This is a genomic window from Pseudomonas sp. BF-RE-22, from assembly GCF_019956155.1.
Lineage (GTDB): Bacteria > Pseudomonadota > Gammaproteobacteria > Pseudomonadales > Pseudomonadaceae > Aquipseudomonas > Aquipseudomonas migulae.
In genome coordinates, this window is record NZ_JAHBDD010000012.1 from 85,202 (window position 1) to 100,827 (window position 15,626).

The following is a 15,626-nucleotide window of genomic DNA, read 5'->3' on the forward strand; positions in this document are numbered from 1 at the left end:
AGGAAATCCCCCTTGGGCACTGATCCTTCATTTTTTTGTTTTGTCTGCCGCACTCGCTGCTCGGGAAGCAAAGCTATTCGGAGGGATAATGCCGTCATTCTCTCGAGCCGTCGCGGAGTAGATGCGGGATTTGGCGTCTTGAGTCATAGGCTGCGATTTTGCGCCTGAAGCTTTCTTGGTCATGTCATTTTCCTTTAAGGTCGGATTGAACGCCTAAGCGTTGTGGTCGACTTTACGTAGGCTCCCGATTGCAGTCAGGGGGGCAAACTCGGAAAAAATCTGAAAACTGCATCACAACCTGCGAATTCCAAGACTGCGGTCGCCATTTCGGGCCCAAAGGCCCGGCTGAAAGATAGTCCATGTGCGATAGCATGAACGCAGTGTCATCGTTAGCTGCTCCATGTTGCCTCCCGGTATTATCTGCGACCGAAGCACACTTGACCTTATGCTGGACGCAGACATTGTCTTGACGAAGAGCGCCACGCTACTTCGGGCAGAAGGAATGCCTGAGTCGGAATGGCTATCGACCGCAGTGCGCCGATTTCGCGCAATTCTTGCAGGTCACGACGTACACGCGGACGACGATTGAATAGATAATTTCGGCGAAAGTACGCAGCCTATTTGATGCTGCTGTCCATTGAAGAGCACAACCCCGGTGCGGATTCCCTTGCAGGGATCTGTTCAGACCTAGGATTACCTAGAACCGGGGCTTTGCGCTTCATGAGCGCATTCGAGTGCTGGCGTAGTTCACAAGGCGGTAGTCGAGCACGATCCAATGCTGTCCAACCGTCGCTCCTTCGAGCCGACGGCTCGGCTCATTCCGCCAGCAAGACCGCAGATGGTCATCGCACGAATCGTTTGAGTGATCGTCGACTCGCTATCACTTGCTCTCGTATCTCGTCTGGATTTATCGACATGCCGCCGTCAGGTGTCACGCGGAGCGACTGCAGCTTATTGAGGGCAGCAATGAAGGCGCGATCTCTCGCTTGCTCTGAGCCAGATCTTTTGTCACGCCAAACGAATTCGATGCATCGCCATAAAAAAATCATACCGCTCTCCATTGCTGTCGAAACATGGAACGCATTTTCATTGGGGGGGGATATGGTGACTGATGCATCTCAGGGTTCTCCCTTAGCAAGGTCTCCCAGCTTGGAGAGACCTCTTATTTTCCAGCAAGCGACTACGGCTTTTCTTTGAGGCAAGCGGAGCGCGCAGACTTAAGGATGGAAGCCCGGCAGGGCCGGGACAACGGCGAGCATCGCCGGGCCTGGTTCACGACAGCCGGCCCGGTAGGGCACGCAAAAGACAGACCTAAATGCGAGCTCAGCATCCTAGATTTCAAACTGCATCTCTCCGAGGTTGTGGTGTGAAATGAAACCTACGGGGCTGCAGGGGTCAAGGAAGAAAGGTGGGTTTTCCGAGATTTCCGACGAAAAATCAGTATGTTATGAGCATACCCTTAAGCGGAGGCTACCTTTGTTAGGAGGGATCTGATCACTATAAAGGCCGTCTTCCCCCTGCGTGGCTAATGCTGCTGATAGGGAGTGACTCACGTTGCCAGGCAAGCGGAGCGCGCAGACCTGGAAGGTCGGAGGGCATGAGGATGGAAGCCCGCAGGGCCAAGACCTGTCGTAGACATGGCTTGGTTAACGACAGCCGTCCCTGCAAGGGCATGCCACCACTACCGCAGCGTTGATGATTACCGAAAGGTGCGATGATCAAATGATCGGGACACAACTCCCTGTGCGAAAAGATCATACGTTTTGCGCAACGCTACCTCGTCGCCAGAAGACAACCTCGGGTGCAGCATCTTGAGGTGCATCGTGTCGCGTGCCCTGTTAGTTAAGCTCAGGCCTGCAGATAGTGATCGTTGAGCTTAAGAAAGGCAGGGTGAAAGAGGGTGATTCAGCGATGCGGATGAGGATCGTTTCGCACCACATACCCGAGGTTGTAGGAGTTTCAGGTGGTAGTTCCGTAAGTCCGGATCTGAGGGGGGGCAGGTAAATGCCATCCCCACAGCGACCGATATTCGGATTTTTTTGATTTCCATTAGTGGAGACTTCGTCAGATGCGAGATTTATCTATGCGGGTGGACGAAACCATTTCAACCACGTTTCGTTCTTTCACCTTAGCCTTGAGCGTCTGATTCTCGTCCAGCAGTACCTCATTGATGGATGCGATGGTCGCGAGCTTGGCCCGAAGCTCCTCAATCTCATGACGGTAGCCCGCAGACTTCTGACGCTCGGCAATAAGATCTTGATGTTTGACATCTCGCATGGCACGACTGGATCGTCCCTGGAGCTCTCGTATAGCCTCTGCGATTGCTGGATAGTAATTATGGATGAGCGCCGTCGATACTCCGGCCTCACGAGCCACAGCGGCGATGGTCACCTTAGTTTCCCCGCTACGAGATCGACCATTTTGGATACAATAGATGGCTAGCTTCAGATCCTTCGCTCGATCCACGGCAGGCTTGTAATTGGCTGATTTGTCCTTGCTCTTCATGCGCTTAGAGCCTCTGGAGGCACGCCCAGCTGTACCAAAACCTCTCGGCAGCGGTTCAGGTCGCGCTCAACGCGTTGGCGACCTCCTTCACCAATGTCTTTGCAGTTCAGCAGTTCTTTAAGGTCATCGTAGAGTCGCTGGTAGATGGGCCCATGAGTACTCCCGATCACGGAGTGGTCGCAACCACTGCAACGGGTACGCTCAAGGGTGTTGCCGACACAACCGTCGTTGTCTGCCGTACACCAGGCATGGCCATTGCTGCGGATCGCTGTGCTCTCAGAGATGGACTTCAGCATGGAGGTACGATCTTTGAAGATCAGCAGGTTTTCCGGTTCTCGTTGCCAGCCCTTGATGGCGCGCCCGTAGCCTCCGGCCAAGGGTTCATCACCAATCCATCCGTCGACGATGCCGAGCTTGATGTCTTCCATCTCACCTTGAATTTCAACGTACAAATCAAGATCCAGATGTTGTCCCCAGCTTTCGTCCATGGCATATCCCAAGGTCATGTCCAGCGACCAGTGAGCATAATGCTCCTTGAGGTAGCGCAGGTCGCCAAAGCGGCTGTGGGCGGCGTAGTTAGCGAATTTGCGTCTGAATTGGTGGCTGGCGAGCTTCCATTTCAATCCGCAGTCCTTGGCAAATGCCTTTAAAAGGCCGTCCCAACCCGCGTTAGAAAGTGTACGAACTCGATTACCTTCTTTGGGGTATAAGCCTAGAAACACAGAGTTACGATGCGCACGGGCTTCAGTGATCTCTGGATCTTGCGCGTTTGTTAGACGTCGCTGAATGATTTCGTCGGAAATCATCGCTTGGTATGGCGTAGCCCAGCGCTCGATGACGCGGAGGGCCCGAACCCCTGCCTCTGGGATCATCCAGTCATGGATTCCTTCATCAGTCTTCTCCGATTTAGATCGCATCCAATGGTAAATCGTCGCGTCATCATCCTCGGTGCGCCGATGCGCCCCCGATTGCAGGTTAGCCAATTCGTGATTACGGCAACCCGAGGTGCTCGCCAGAACGATGTAGCAGGCTGTGCGTAGGTCTAATAGCGATTTGTTGAACTTCCTAAGGCCACCCTCCCAACCCACCTCACTCAAGTGCTGGTTTTTAGCTCGGATTACGTCGAATCTTTTCTGAAACCCTGCTTTCGAGGCGATATTATCCAAGTCATCGCGCAGATCTAGCAGTAGCTTACCTCGCTCCACCTGCTGATGAGCTTCCTCGAATAAAGTACAGAACACATCATCGGGAATCAGTGGTGTCTTCCCCCCATTGGGCGTACCGAGTATCCCCGCCATTGCTCTTGCAGAAGTCTCAGGCCAAGGATGCTGTGGAAACTTGTCATCGGTGTATTGACTCAACTCATACAACGCCTCTACAGCCTTGAATCGAGCGTGCAAGCCGTCTGCTGATAACGGCTTACCGTTGCGAGGTTGTAAATGAGCCTTACAGGCCTTGACATACGTGGCGGCGAGCACAGGTGTCACACTGCCAAGCTGGCTAAGTTTCAGAGCGTCCAAGTGCCGTAGGAAGGGTGACAGCCCAGTGAAGAGACCGGTAATTGTCGCGCCTCTAGGCCGATTACCTGCCTCCCGACCTCGTCTCAGATAACGATAAAACACTGCCTTCACAACCTGACGAAACACTGGGGGCACCGTATCGAAAGCAATCCGTCTATCACTGATCGCAACGTTTTTAGGGAAGCCATTGAGATACCAAACGTCATCACTATATCTGCTGATAATCACCCAATGCCCATCAACTTGATTGGCACTGATGATCAGCCTATCTTGCTCTGAATCGGACAGGCCGCGCACATCTCCAGGTTGAGCGGTGATGGTCGCAAAAGGTAGATCTTCTGAGATGTCTTCAATCATGAGAAGACCTCCAAGCTGCCAATAAGCTCAACAGACCAGAACGGGTGAGGTTGAGTACGAGCGTGCTGCTTCGCGGCCTCCACTGCAGCAGGCTTGAAGGTGCCACGGCGAAGTCCCTCAGCAATGATGTAGTCGTCGATGAGGCGAGGGATGTGGGCAAGCTCACGTGCCCACCGACGCTTGTCCATACGGGAGCGTTCAGCCAGAACGCGGAAGTAGAAGCTGAACAGTTTGTAGAGGTCTTCGGCGGTCACTGCGTAGTGCTTACAGCGCACGCAGTTCATAAAATTCATGCAGGTTGCGCCTTCGCGTTTCGGGGCGAACTGGCCGTTTACAGGATCTGCACAGCGGCCTAAGGGGTTTTCCTTGTAGGTTGCACCGATAGTCGCAGTCAGAAGCTCCTCCACCAACAACTCTCCCATGAACCGCCAGTTTCGCCGAGCATCCTCGTTGGGAGCTAAATAGTTCTGATCGGTGATCCGTGGGGTGTTGCCGAGAGCAGATGCGGTGGTTGCGAGGTCTCCATCAGTTAGCTCAAAGATGCGGTTTGCAAAAGTCTTACGTAGGCGAGCGATGTTGATACGAAGCGGTTTTCCGTCGGTGTCCTTCAACCCATACTCAGCTACCAGGCTGGCCGTGCCTGCCTCCAACATTCCTCCGGATAGTGACGTGACCTCACTCGTTGAATTTCTTTGCCGATTGCGGTACAGCCACACGCGACCCTTGAGGTCGTCCGGAGCTTCTGAATCCAGGGGTTCAGTCAACTTCATCACGCGACGGATCAGGCGTTCCACGTTGACCCTGACGCTGGGCATTGCCTCCAGCACGCGCTCGGCCTTCGACTCAGTTCGAATAGCTACTTTGCTGGTGTTGTAGCCACGGCGCTTCCATAGCACTAGGAAGACGGTGTCGTCTTTGGGATGGGGACGTAAGCAATTGCGGCCCATCTCTAGCAATGGAGTGGCATTACGTCCGGTATGCAGAGCCACGACCAGCAAGCTGTAGGCCAATAGTTCACTGGTTGGCGGCGCGTCATTGATAAAAATGGGTTTTATGGCCTGCCGCAATGCCGCTGCGAACTCTTGTCGTTCACGCTTGGATAGGGGCGTCTCGCCCTTGGACTTGCGATTGGAGTTCGGAAATGGGTTGCGCGGAAAGGTGGCATCATCGCCAGACGTGACCAGCGGGAAAATGCCCCGCGTCCCAAGGGCATGAAGCACCGCCTTGGCACGCGCGTAATAGGTTTTCTGTCCAGGGGTGGATAATGCCTGTCCAGCGAGATGGCCTAGATAGCTGTCGATAAGGCTCCGACTCACATCATTCAGCGTCAACTCACGCGCTAAGGCCATCGCCTGGAGCACGCAAAAATCTAGGAATTTCACTAATCCACTGTTGCAATAACTCACCACTGTAGCAACCGAGAGGATGCCCTCTTGCCCTGCTAGGAAGCGCTCGATTTGTCGCTGGCAGACGTAGGTGATGGGATCAATACCTGAACCGTACCACCGAGCAAAATCGAATGCTCTGGCGTTGGATGAGTTGCGCCCAAATGAGACCACTGTGTTTGCTGGAGGGATAGCCTCAGGCAAGATGATCACATTACCTGCCGCGTCCACGCTGTGTTCGACCTGTGGGACGCTGAGGTCAGTCTTGGTAAATACCTTACGCTTACCCATCAAGCCGCTCCCGCCATCTCATTCAATTCGTCGTCATAGGCAAACACGGCCTCATCGGCCATTTCGTTGACCAAGTGCAGATAGATCATGGTGGTCTGAACCGAGCTGTGGCCAAGTTGACCCTGCAGGAACACCAAGGGATCGAGCCCGTTCTGTGGGTTGCGCTGAAGGTTGACCAAGGTGTGGGTTGCGTAGGTGTGACGCAGCATGTGGGCATTGACGTCAATTCCAGCGAGCTTCCCGGTCTCGCTAACGATCCGGTTCAGGCTCTTGCCGGCGCTGCCGTAGGGCTCTCCGAGATGGTTGAGGAACAGTGGCTTTTGGTTCTTGCTCAGAGACGCCCGCTCGCCACGTACCTTGGACACGTAGCGGTGGAGTTCGGACATGAACTTGCGACTGACCCAGATATCTCGCTCCTTACTACCCTTGGTCTCCATGCCGCTGCCGTCGAAAGGATCCAGTCGGATGCGAAGATTGCGCTCGGTTCGTCCGGCCTTGTCTGGGTCGAAAACATACGTCAGTGGGAAAGTCGCCAATTCGTTACGACGCAGACCTGTGCGCAGGGCCAGCTGAATCATGATTCGGTGATGTGGATTATCCGCTACGGACATAAGTGACTTGGTCTGGGACATGCTCAGAAACTTGGGCAGAGGCTTGTGACGACGCGGCATCACATCGTTTACCAAGGCTTTGCCACCACTGGCATTAACATGCTCAAGGAAGCTGGATTCGCGCTTTACAGTTCGCTCCTCGTGACCGAACGGCAGGCGCTTAACCCAACCTTTCTCCAGGGCGAACTCGTAGAACTTGCAGATGTACGTCAGTCGCTGGCGGGTAGTGTTGAGGGCCAGTTCGCAAGTCACCAGGCAGTAGTCCCTGTAGGCAGCTACAAGGCTCTTGGCCTCACCACGATCTACGTCCCGCCAATCGAGGTCATGGGCTTGCAGGAAGCTGAAGAAGTCGTACAGCGCTCTTCCTGTACTGGGCCAGGATTGCTTCGAGCCGATCTCCCCACGAAGGAGGTAACGACGGAAGAATAGATTGGCCTGAGTGCAGCTCTCCATCGAGTCCCATAGCAGAATCGGAAACCCTTGGTAAGGTTGCCCTGCGATTACGAAATCCTCGGTGCCCCACACTAGCTCCATCTTTCACCCTGTCGTCGGCCAATCGTTCTGTGACTCTGTCTGCTTGGTCTGTGTAAAGGCTAACCATGCGACCCTTCACTCCCCATGAACAGAGCTATGATTTTAATATCATATAGATCTAACGACAGCAACGCTCCAGATCATAAGGCGTTCCTCAAGGTTTGCAGGTGGGCGACCTGACGGCTGAATTCAACGCTGGACAGCCGTTGCTTCGGTCGCGGGCTCATGGCCTGGCTGATAGCGCGTGTGGGATGGCCGGTCAGGCGTGCGAGCACCAGCCATTGTTCGGCGACGCCGAGTTGATCAAAACCGGGATGACGGCGCCGTACCCGGCGCAAGATGTCTTGTTGCAAGGCTTGCAGCAGACTGTCCTGACCGCTGCGGCGCAAGATGAAATCGGCGCTGGCACGCAGGTGTTCCTGAAGTTGTCGACGGGCTCTCGGCGCTGGTTCAATCAATGGACCGTGGCGCACACCGACATGCCAGAGGCCAAGGCCGATCAGGGCGATGAGCGCGACCAATGCCTGAGGGAAATAGCGCAGCAACAAGGTCAGCAGGCTGTCGTGATCGGTGTTGAACAGCAGCGTCACCTGGGTGTCCGCGGTCAGGTACCAGAGCAGCCAGGCATTGTCGTACTGGTCGATGGCCGGGGTTTTCCACAGGTCGGCGTCGGTGACCACAATGATCGAGCCCAGCCCTTGGTTGAGTTGCATCATGTGCGTGGCCTTGCCGCTGTTGGCCCAGGCTTGCGCGAGATTGTTCGGGTCTTCGAGATGGAACGCGGTATCGAAGGTGGCGTAGGCCGGGGCGTCTTCATCCTCAAGATACAGTTTGGTCAGGTTGGGGTAAGGATCCTCACCGGTAGCGGGTGGCGGGTCCTTGAGGTCTTTGCTCAGTGACTGGTGCACCTGCACCCGGTCGAGCAGCAAGTCATTGCTTTGGCCAAGTTTTTCATCCCACAGTGATTCGGCGATGAACAACAGACGCCCACCGGCGCGGGTCCAGTTCATCACTTGGTCAATCTGCCGTGGCGTCATGTTGTGCCGGTCGCCGAGCAACAACAGGCTGTGCTGGCGCGGGTCCAGCGTCGGCAGCACGTCGAGGCTGTTGGCATGGCCGACAGTCAGGCCCTGTTTGCGCAGGAAGTGTTCGGCGGCCAGATAAGGGTTGGCCTGCGCTTCGGGCGAAGGGCCGTGATCGATGTCTGCCTGATAGGGCGTTGCCTTGAAGAACAGATAAACACTCAGCGCAGCCAACAGCACAGCGATGAACACGCCGACCGCCAGCCAGAGACGCCGGTTCAATGCGCCGCTCCCGGGCCGAACAGCGCCCGCCAGCCATCACAGAGTTCCTGTTGCACCTGCGCGGGGGGCAGGCGATGCCCGTAGGCCATGTTCTGCCAGTGCCCCGTCAGTTTTTTGCTGAAAGTCAGCAGCGCCGGTTGCTGCAGGTGTTCAACGCGCTCGAGCACTTCACCTTCGGTGTCGGCCGGTTTCAGTGCCATGTTGTAGTCGTGCAGCAAGTGACTGAGCAGGGCGCGATAAAGCAATCCGAGAGCTTCACGCGGGTTGGTTTGCCAGAGGCTTTCCGCACTGGCGGCGATGTCGGCAGGCAGGGTTTCACGGTTGAGATCCAGGCCGAATGCTTGCTGTGGCAGCGGCCGTGCAACTTTGCGCGGCAACCTCGGTCGGCGACTGACGAACGCCTGCAACCAGTCGCGGTAACGCCAGATCAACAAACTGATGACCCCGATCAGCGTACCCCACAGCAGCACTTCAATCAGGGTGGCCAATGCACCGAAACGCTGGTTATCCAGCAACTTGAGCAGCGCCTTCAGCCACTCGGGGGCCTTGCCATCGTCCGGTGTTTCGGCGGCCGGTTTGTCTTCGCCGCCAAAACGATAGCGGGTGACCGTTTCCTTGTTCTTGAATGGCGGCTGATCGAGGATCGCCTTGATGCTGTCCCGGGACGCCTGGCTGGTCAGAGGCTGGTCCAGCAGACGCGGGCTGTCCGGTGAGATTGCGGGCTCGGCGGCCCACACGGTTTGCGCCGCTGGCATCAGCAAAAATGCCGCCAGCAGCAGGGCGACGGCGGTACTGCTCAGACGTTGACGCAGACGACGGAACACCAACTCGATATCCCAGGCCTCCAGCACCGTGCGCCGGTTCAGATAAAGGCTGAAGCCGCAGGCCACGTAAACCGGTTCCCACACCACGAGCACCAACACGTAAAACACGTTGGTCAGGTGTTCCAGCCAGCGCCAGTCTTGTGTGGCGGCGGACAGCAGCGTTTGCCAGCTCCAGTCCAATTCAACCTGTTGCGGCAGGAACAGATAAAACAGCACCATCAGGCCGACCCACAGTGCACTTTCCAGATGCACGCCGATGATCGTCAGCCATCGCGCCGCGCCGCCGTCGCGTTGCAACAGCACCTGCAAGCGCTGTTGCCGCGCTTGCCCACTCAGGCCTTCGAGTTGCACCACCGGCATCAGGAAACTGCGACTCAGACTCAAGCGTCGCCAGGTGAGGCTGGCGAGCAATTGTGGCTTGAGCAATCTCGGCCATTGGCGCAGCGCCTGTTTCAAAGTGGGCGTTTCACCAAACATGGCTTTGGACAGGATGTACAGTGGCAGGCGTTCGAACGCCGGTTTCAGCCACCAGAAAATGAAGGCGGCGAGGGACGGTGAATCCCACAACAACAAGGTGAGCAAGGCGAAAACCGGCAAGGTCACGATGGCCCAACTGGTCATCAACAGGCGTCGGTGCCGCTGGCTCAGCAGGACGCCGAGGTCCATGGCTTCCCAGGTTGCTCGAGGGCGGATCACCACGGTCGCGTCACTCAGGCGCATGACGAGTCCGTCCGGCAAACAGCAGATACATTGCTACCAAAAACCACAGCGTCGCGCCGACCAGATACTTGGTCATCGGCGCCGGCCCGGTCATGGATGACCAGTAGGCTTCGATGAATGCAGCGATCAACAGAAACAGCATGACCCCGCAAATCAGTAATACGCTTTTGCGCGCCGCGACTCGCAAGGCTTCGGCGCGTGGCAGGCGCCCCGGTGCGATCAATGCCCAGCCCAGTTGCAGGCCGGCGGCACCCGCCAGGGCAATGGCGCTGAGTTCGAAAGCACCGTGGCCGATCACGAACGACCAGAAGGTTTGCCCGTAGCCGATCTGTGTCAGGTGCCCGGCCACCGCGCCGATCATCAAGCCATTGAAGAACAGGAAAAACGCGCTGCCCAGGCCAAACAGCAAACCGCTGGCGAACGTCTGAAAAGCGATGCCGATGTTGTGCATGATGTAGAAGCCGAACATCACCCAGTCTTCACTGGCCGCCCGTTCCGCGGAGCGACCCAGGTGTCCGGAGCTGGGGTCGTACATGCTTTGCATGTCGCTGACCTGTTGCGCCGGGATCAGGTTGTAGACCAGGTCCGGGAACAGATACACCAACAGTGCGAAGCCGATCAGGCTGCCGAAAAACATCAGGCTGGCGGCCAGCACGAAGCGCCACTGTTCGCGCACCAGCCGCGGAAAATCCGCGAGGATGAAGCCGAGCACATTGGCACCCAGGCGGCTGCGATGTCGATAAAGTTGTTGATGCCCGCGCAGGACCTGTTGCTGCAACGAGTCGATCAGGAAACTGCTGTATCCACGCTCCTGAGCCAGCGCCAGGTGCTGGCAGAGCCGGCGATAGTCTTTCGCAAAACTGGCGACACGTGAGGTGTCTTTATTGCGCTCCAGACTGTCGAGCATGAGGGAAAACTGCGCCCATTCAGCCTTGTGGCGATTCTCGAAAAGACTTTGCTTCATGCGGGGCCCAACAAGCCGCGGGCGATGCCGTTGAGTTCCGCCACCGCCCGTGGCGCTGGGACGTTCAACGGTTGGGCGAGGATAGAAGCGAGTTCATTGACCCGCGCTTCGGAGAGTTCACCCTGGCGTTCGGCAAACCCTAGGATGGCGCGTTGCTCGGTCAGCGTCATGGCGAAGGCCGGACGTCGCGGTTCGGCGTCGGGTACTTGCGGTCGGGTGAGCGGCTGTTCGCGGTAAATGACCAGCGTGCCGGCGGCCAGGTCGCCGAGGCGTTTGAAGCTGGGGTGTTGCAGGCAACTGATGGCGCCGAGGAAATAGCCGAACGGCAACAGGTCGACAAATCGCAGCAGGTTGCGCAACAGCGAAGCGGACCAGCCGATCGGCGTGCCGTCATCCTGCACCACCCGCAGGCCCATCCATTGCTTGCCCGGCGAGCGTCCCTGATTGAGCACTTCGAACAACACCATGTACCACCAGCTCACTGCGAACAGCAGGATCGAGCCCAGCCCGGCGCCGAGTTTCCCCAGAAACGCGAGGACGATAAACAGCAGACCCAGAATCAGCCCGCGCAGCCCGAGGTCGATGGAGAACGCCAGCGCACGGACCATCAACCCGGCCGGGCGCAGTGGCAAGTCGATGCCTTCCGGCGTTTCAACCTGATACCGCGTATCCAGTGGCGGGGACAGCGTCGCTTTCCTTTGCAGTGCTGTGGTCTCGAGCATGGGCAACCTGGTGATGTGGCCTGATCGGGATTCTCTGTGTGTCCGATGCTAGCAGCCTCACGGGGGGAAACGACATAACTATGTATTGCACGGTGCGTGGTCAGAGGTGATTGAATGCAAGATTACTGGCCGGGGCGGGATGTGAACGCCTAGACTTCGCCGATCTTCAGTTCAGGAATAGCCCGTGACCTCGATCTTCTGGTACGACTATGAAACCACCGGCATCAACCCGCGTTGCGACCGTCCACTGCAAGTGGCGGGGCTGCGCACTGACTTTGATCTCAATGTCATAGACGAGCCGGTCAATCTTTATTGCCAGCCCAGTGAAGACATCCTGCCGCATCCGGCGGCCTGCGCGATCACTGGTATCACGCCGGGCCAACTGACCGAACACGGTTTGAGCGAAGCCGATTTCATGACTCGGGTACACGCGCAGCTGGCGGCACCGGGCACTTGTGGCGCGGGTTACAACACCTTGCGCTTCGACGATGAGATGACTCGTTACAGCCTGTACCGAAATTTCTTCGACCCCTATGCCCGCGAGTGGCAGGGCGGTAACAGTCGTTGGGACCTGATCGATGTGGTGCGTGCGGCGTATGCCTTGCGGCCCGATGGCCTGGTTTGGCCGACGGACGATGAAGGACGGGTGACGCTCAAGCTCGAACGCCTGACCGCTGCCAACGGCATCGATCACGGTAATGCTCACGAAGCGCTGTCGGACGTTCGCGCGACCATCGCGCTGGCACGGCTGATCCGGGAAAAACAGCCGAAGCTCTACGACTGGCTGTTTCAGTTGCGCAGCAAACAAAAGGTGATGGATCAGATTCGGCTGTTGCAGCCGATGGTGCACATTTCCGGGCGCTTTTCGGCGGCACGCAGTTATGTCGGCGTGGTGTTGCCGCTGGCCTGGCATCCGCGCAACAAGAACGCGTTGATTGTTTGTGACCTGCACCTGGATCCCCAAGGATTGCTCGACCTGGATGCCGAGACCTTGCGCCAGCGTTTGTATACCCGTCGCGATGAACTGGCCGAAGGCGAACTGCCGGTGCCGCTCAAACTCATCCACATCAACAAATGCCCGGTGGTGGCGCCGTTGTCGGTGCTTCGTCCCGATGATCAGCAACGACTGGGGCTGGATATGGCGCTTTATCAGGAACGCACGCTGCGACTAAGTGCCGCACAAACAATTTGGCGAGATAAAGTTCAGGCCATTTATGCCCGAGAGGATTTCGCCCAGAGCCAAGACCCTGAACAACAGTTATACGATGGTTTTATCGGTGATCGGGACCGGCGTCTTTGTGAGCAAGTCCGGGCGGCTGACCCGGCGCAATTAGCGCAAGAGCAATGGCCTTTCGATGATGAACGTTTGCCTGAATTATTGTTTCGATATCGCGCACGTAACTTTCCCGAAACGTTGAGTTTCGAAGAGCAAGAACGCTGGCGAGTATTCTGTCAGCAACGTTTGTCAGCGCCCGAGTGCGGGGCGCCCAATACCCTGGAAGCATTTGTAGAAGCTGCAGCCCAATTGAACATTACTGCGACGCCATTCCAGCAAGAGGTGCTCAATGAGTGGAACAATTATGTCCAGGCATTGCGCAAACGTTTGAATCTTTGAAAATGAAAATGCACGGGCCTGAATCTCGGGCATAAAAAAACGCCAGCGATTGCTGGCGTTCTTTTTTGTCGCGGATGGGTCTGCGACAAGCTTTGCGGCTTAGCCCAGCAGGGTAGCCCAGCCTTCAACCACGTCGCCGCCCCACTTGGCTTTCCACTCTTTCAGAGTTTTGTGGTTGCCACCTTTGGTTTCGATGACTTCGCCGTTGTGCGGGTTTTTGTATTGTTTAACTTTGCGAGCACGCTTGGTGCCAGTAGTTTTTACTGCGCCGCCGCGTGGTGCTTTGGTTTTGGATTCTGGATCCAACAGCGCAATGATGTCACGCAGGGACTTGGAGTATTCGCCCATCAGGGTGCGCAGTTTGCCTTCGAATTCCAGCTCGGTTTGCAGTTTGTCGTCTTGGGACAGGTTCTTCAAACGGGCTTGCAGCTCTTTGATAGCTTCTTCGGTGGCACGATATTCGTTGATCAAGGACATGGGGACTACCTTATGTTGTGCGCTGGATGGCAGGGGACAGTGCGGCAATAATAGTCAGGGTGTTTCATCAAGTAAACATTTAACCGGGGTTTATTTAAATTAGTTGCGATGAATAGGGCGCAAATTGGATGTACAGTTAAATAGTGTGACGCAGGTATCACAGATATTCACAATTGAATGCTTGAAGAATGCTGACAGGATCACCATCGCGCAGGTAACCGACAGCCCTCAACGCTTGTGCCAACGGCCTTCGTGCAACGCGAGGTGTCATCAATACTGCAGTTTTTTTGCGCAATCGCTAGAATGGCGGCCTTTGCGAAGTTCTGGAGTTTCCCCCTCATGCGCACTTTTCGGCTGGTGATTGCTTGCCCGGACCGCGTCGGCATCGTTGCTAAAGTCAGTAACTTTCTGGCGTCACATAACGGCTGGATCACTGAAGCGAGCCACCACTCGGACAATCTCAGTGGCTGGTTTTTCATGCGTCACGAAATTCGTGCCGACTCGCTGCCTTTCGGTATCGAGGCTTTCCGCGAGGCGTTCGCGCCGATTGCCGAAGAGTTCTCGATGAACTGGCGCATTACCGATACCGCGCAGAAGAAGCGCGTGGTGTTGATGGCAAGCCGTGAATCTCATTGCCTGGCCGACTTGCTGCACCGCTGGCACAGCGATGAACTGGATTGCGAAATCTCCTGCGTGATTTCCAACCATGATGATTTGCGCAGCATGGTCGAGTGGCACGGCATTCCTTACTACCACGTACCGGTCAATCCGCAGGATAAAGAGCCGGCGTTTGCCGAAGTCTCGCGTCTGGTCAAACAGCACGATGCCGAAGTGGTGGTACTTGCCCGCTACATGCAAATCCTGCCGCCCGAGTTGTGCAGCGAGTATGCGCACAAGGTCATCAACATTCACCACAGCTTCCTGCCGTCGTTCGTTGGCGCCAAGCCGTATCACCAGGCTTCCATGCGTGGGGTGAAGTTGATCGGTGCGACGTGTCACTACGTGACCGAAGAGCTGGACGCCGGCCCGATCATCGAGCAAGACGTTGTGCGCGTCAGCCACAGCGACAGCATCGAAGACATGGTGCGTTTCGGTCGTGATGTCGAGAAAATGGTGTTGGCCCGCGGTCTGCGTTATCACTTGGAAGATCGGGTGCTGGTGCACGGTAATAAGACTGTAGTGTTCTGACCGTCACACGACGCGGTTGAAATTCGAAGGGCCTGGGCGTTCAATCGTTCCAGGCCCTTCGCCGTTTCTGCACTGAGGACATGACCATGGCTGATCCACTGGACAAAGCTACTTCCAAGGCTCCCGCGACATTGGGGGAGGGGTGTTTGAGTCGTTATGATCCGGATGATTTGAGCGCCGAAGACGGCACGGAATTTCCCGGTGCGGTGGAGTTGTGGGAGCAGTTGAATCCTGAGCCTGACCTTGTAGGCGCTGGTTTGCCGGCGAAGCGGTCTTGAGGTCTGGCGTTCGGTCGTTTTGATTGTGTACATATCCGTTTCTTTGGTAACGGCGGCTATTGGTTTCGCCCTTACGGCGAGTCACTTGGAGAAGCGCCAAGTAACCAAGCGCTCTTGCCCCTTTCGTTCGGTGCCTCGCCTAGGCTCGGCATACCCTCGCTCCGGCCCTGCTCCGTGGGCCCGCCGCCATCGGCCATCCATGGCCGGGGGCGGCTAACCCGGCATCCATGCCGGGTTGCCCACTGCGCAGAACCTCCACTCGGCCTCTCGAGGGGGCGCTCAGATCAAAAGCGGAAGGCGAGCTAACGCTCGGCCTGATGAGTGGTGAAAA

13 protein-coding genes are annotated in these 15,626 nt (G+C 56.6%); 3 read left to right on the forward strand and 10 right to left on the reverse strand.

Annotation, left to right across the window (positions count from 1 at the left end; translation table 11 throughout):
• Nucleotides 1-27: 27 nt before the first annotated feature.
• The 9 genes from KGA82_RS09335 to KGA82_RS09375 form a co-directional block, all read right to left on the reverse strand.
• The gene (locus KGA82_RS09335) at nucleotides 28-183 is read right to left on the reverse strand and encodes a hypothetical protein (protein WP_223450195.1); all 156 of its coding nucleotides are present in this window, start codon (nucleotides 181-183) and stop codon (nucleotides 28-30) included.
• A 1,881-nt stretch (nucleotides 184-2,064) separates the two neighbouring features.
• Entirely contained in the window at nucleotides 2,065-2,505 is a 441-nt protein-coding gene (locus KGA82_RS09340) for a TetR family transcriptional regulator (RefSeq protein WP_223450196.1), read from the reverse strand.
• Nucleotides 2,502-4,382, reverse strand: a complete 1,881-nt coding sequence (locus KGA82_RS09345) for an integrase (RefSeq protein ID WP_223450197.1) — start codon at nucleotides 4,380-4,382, stop codon at nucleotides 2,502-2,504. Before KGA82_RS09345 ends, KGA82_RS09340 begins: the two co-directional genes overlap by 4 nt.
• A complete protein-coding gene (locus KGA82_RS09350) occupies nucleotides 4,379-6,058 on the reverse strand; it encodes a hypothetical protein (RefSeq protein WP_223450198.1) in 1,680 nt (559 codons plus the stop codon). The genes KGA82_RS09345 and KGA82_RS09350 overlap by 4 nt, the downstream gene beginning before the upstream one ends.
• On the reverse strand, nucleotides 6,058-7,203 hold the full coding sequence (locus KGA82_RS09355) for a tyrosine-type recombinase/integrase (RefSeq protein WP_223450199.1): 1,146 nt from the start codon (nucleotides 7,201-7,203) through the stop codon (nucleotides 6,058-6,060). Before KGA82_RS09355 ends, KGA82_RS09350 begins: the two co-directional genes overlap by 1 nt.
• A gap of 140 nt (nucleotides 7,204-7,343) precedes the next feature.
• Nucleotides 7,344-8,507, reverse strand: a complete 1,164-nt coding sequence (locus KGA82_RS09360; protein ID WP_223450200.1) for a DUF4350 domain-containing protein — start codon at nucleotides 8,505-8,507, stop codon at nucleotides 7,344-7,346.
• Entirely contained in the window at nucleotides 8,504-10,051 is a 1,548-nt protein-coding gene (locus KGA82_RS09365) for a DUF4129 domain-containing protein (protein ID WP_223450201.1), read from the reverse strand. The genes KGA82_RS09360 and KGA82_RS09365 overlap by 4 nt, the downstream gene beginning before the upstream one ends.
• Complete coding sequence (locus KGA82_RS09370) at nucleotides 10,038-11,015, reverse strand: stage II sporulation protein M (protein WP_192228624.1); 978 nt, start codon at nucleotides 11,013-11,015, stop codon at nucleotides 10,038-10,040. Before KGA82_RS09370 ends, KGA82_RS09365 begins: the two co-directional genes overlap by 14 nt.
• A complete protein-coding gene (locus KGA82_RS09375; protein ID WP_223450202.1) occupies nucleotides 11,012-11,737 on the reverse strand; it encodes an RDD family protein in 726 nt (241 codons plus the stop codon). Before KGA82_RS09375 ends, KGA82_RS09370 begins: the two co-directional genes overlap by 4 nt.
• A 184-nt stretch (nucleotides 11,738-11,921) precedes the next feature.
• Here KGA82_RS09375 and sbcB point away from each other — a divergent pair, with 184 nt between their 5' ends.
• Nucleotides 11,922-13,352, forward strand: coding sequence for an exodeoxyribonuclease I (gene sbcB, locus KGA82_RS09380; RefSeq protein WP_008041932.1), 1,431 nt, complete (start codon nucleotides 11,922-11,924; stop codon nucleotides 13,350-13,352).
• Nucleotides 13,353-13,451: 99 nt separating this feature from the next.
• Here the strand turns inward: sbcB and mvaT are convergent, their stop codons facing one another.
• Complete coding sequence (gene mvaT, locus KGA82_RS09385) at nucleotides 13,452-13,829, reverse strand: histone-like nucleoid-structuring protein MvaT (protein WP_007933316.1); 378 nt, start codon at nucleotides 13,827-13,829, stop codon at nucleotides 13,452-13,454.
• Between the two features lie 339 nt (nucleotides 13,830-14,168).
• Here mvaT and purU point away from each other — a divergent pair, with 339 nt between their 5' ends.
• Nucleotides 14,169-15,017, forward strand: coding sequence for a formyltetrahydrofolate deformylase (gene purU / locus KGA82_RS09390; protein ID WP_008031689.1), 849 nt, complete (start codon nucleotides 14,169-14,171; stop codon nucleotides 15,015-15,017).
• 86 nt (nucleotides 15,018-15,103) lie between these two features.
• Nucleotides 15,104-15,295: a hypothetical protein gene (locus KGA82_RS09395; protein WP_223450203.1), complete on the forward strand. Its 192-nt coding sequence runs from the start codon at nucleotides 15,104-15,106 to the stop codon at nucleotides 15,293-15,295.
• Nucleotides 15,296-15,626: the final 331 nt, after the last annotated feature.

Excerpts from the sequence above, each read along its gene's own strand:
- KGA82_RS09335 (WP_223450195.1), bottom strand. The coding sequence starts at position 183 with ATGACCAAGAAAGCTTCAGGCGCAAAATCGCAGCCTATGACTCAAGAC.
- KGA82_RS09340 (WP_223450196.1), bottom strand. The coding sequence starts at position 2,505 with ATGAAGAGCAAGGACAAATCAGCCAATTACAAGCCTGCCGTGGATCGA.
- KGA82_RS09345 (WP_223450197.1), bottom strand. The coding sequence starts at position 4,382 with ATGATTGAAGACATCTCAGAAGATCTACCTTTTGCGACCATCACCGCT.
- KGA82_RS09350 (WP_223450198.1), bottom strand. The coding sequence starts at position 6,058 with ATGGGTAAGCGTAAGGTATTTACCAAGACTGACCTCAGCGTCCCACAG.
- KGA82_RS09355 (WP_223450199.1), bottom strand. The coding sequence starts at position 7,203 with ATGGAGCTAGTGTGGGGCACCGAGGATTTCGTAATCGCAGGGCAACCT.
- KGA82_RS09365 (WP_223450201.1), bottom strand. The coding sequence starts at position 10,051 with ATGCGCCTGAGTGACGCGACCGTGGTGATCCGCCCTCGAGCAACCTGG.
- KGA82_RS09370 (WP_192228624.1), bottom strand. The coding sequence starts at position 11,015 with ATGAAGCAAAGTCTTTTCGAGAATCGCCACAAGGCTGAATGGGCGCAG.
- KGA82_RS09375 (WP_223450202.1), bottom strand. The coding sequence starts at position 11,737 with ATGCTCGAGACCACAGCACTGCAAAGGAAAGCGACGCTGTCCCCGCCA.
- mvaT (WP_007933316.1), bottom strand. The coding sequence starts at position 13,829 with ATGTCCTTGATCAACGAATATCGTGCCACCGAAGAAGCTATCAAAGAG.
- purU (WP_008031689.1), top strand. The coding sequence starts at position 14,169 with ATGCGCACTTTTCGGCTGGTGATTGCTTGCCCGGACCGCGTCGGCATC.
- KGA82_RS09395 (WP_223450203.1), top strand. The coding sequence starts at position 15,104 with ATGGCTGATCCACTGGACAAAGCTACTTCCAAGGCTCCCGCGACATTG.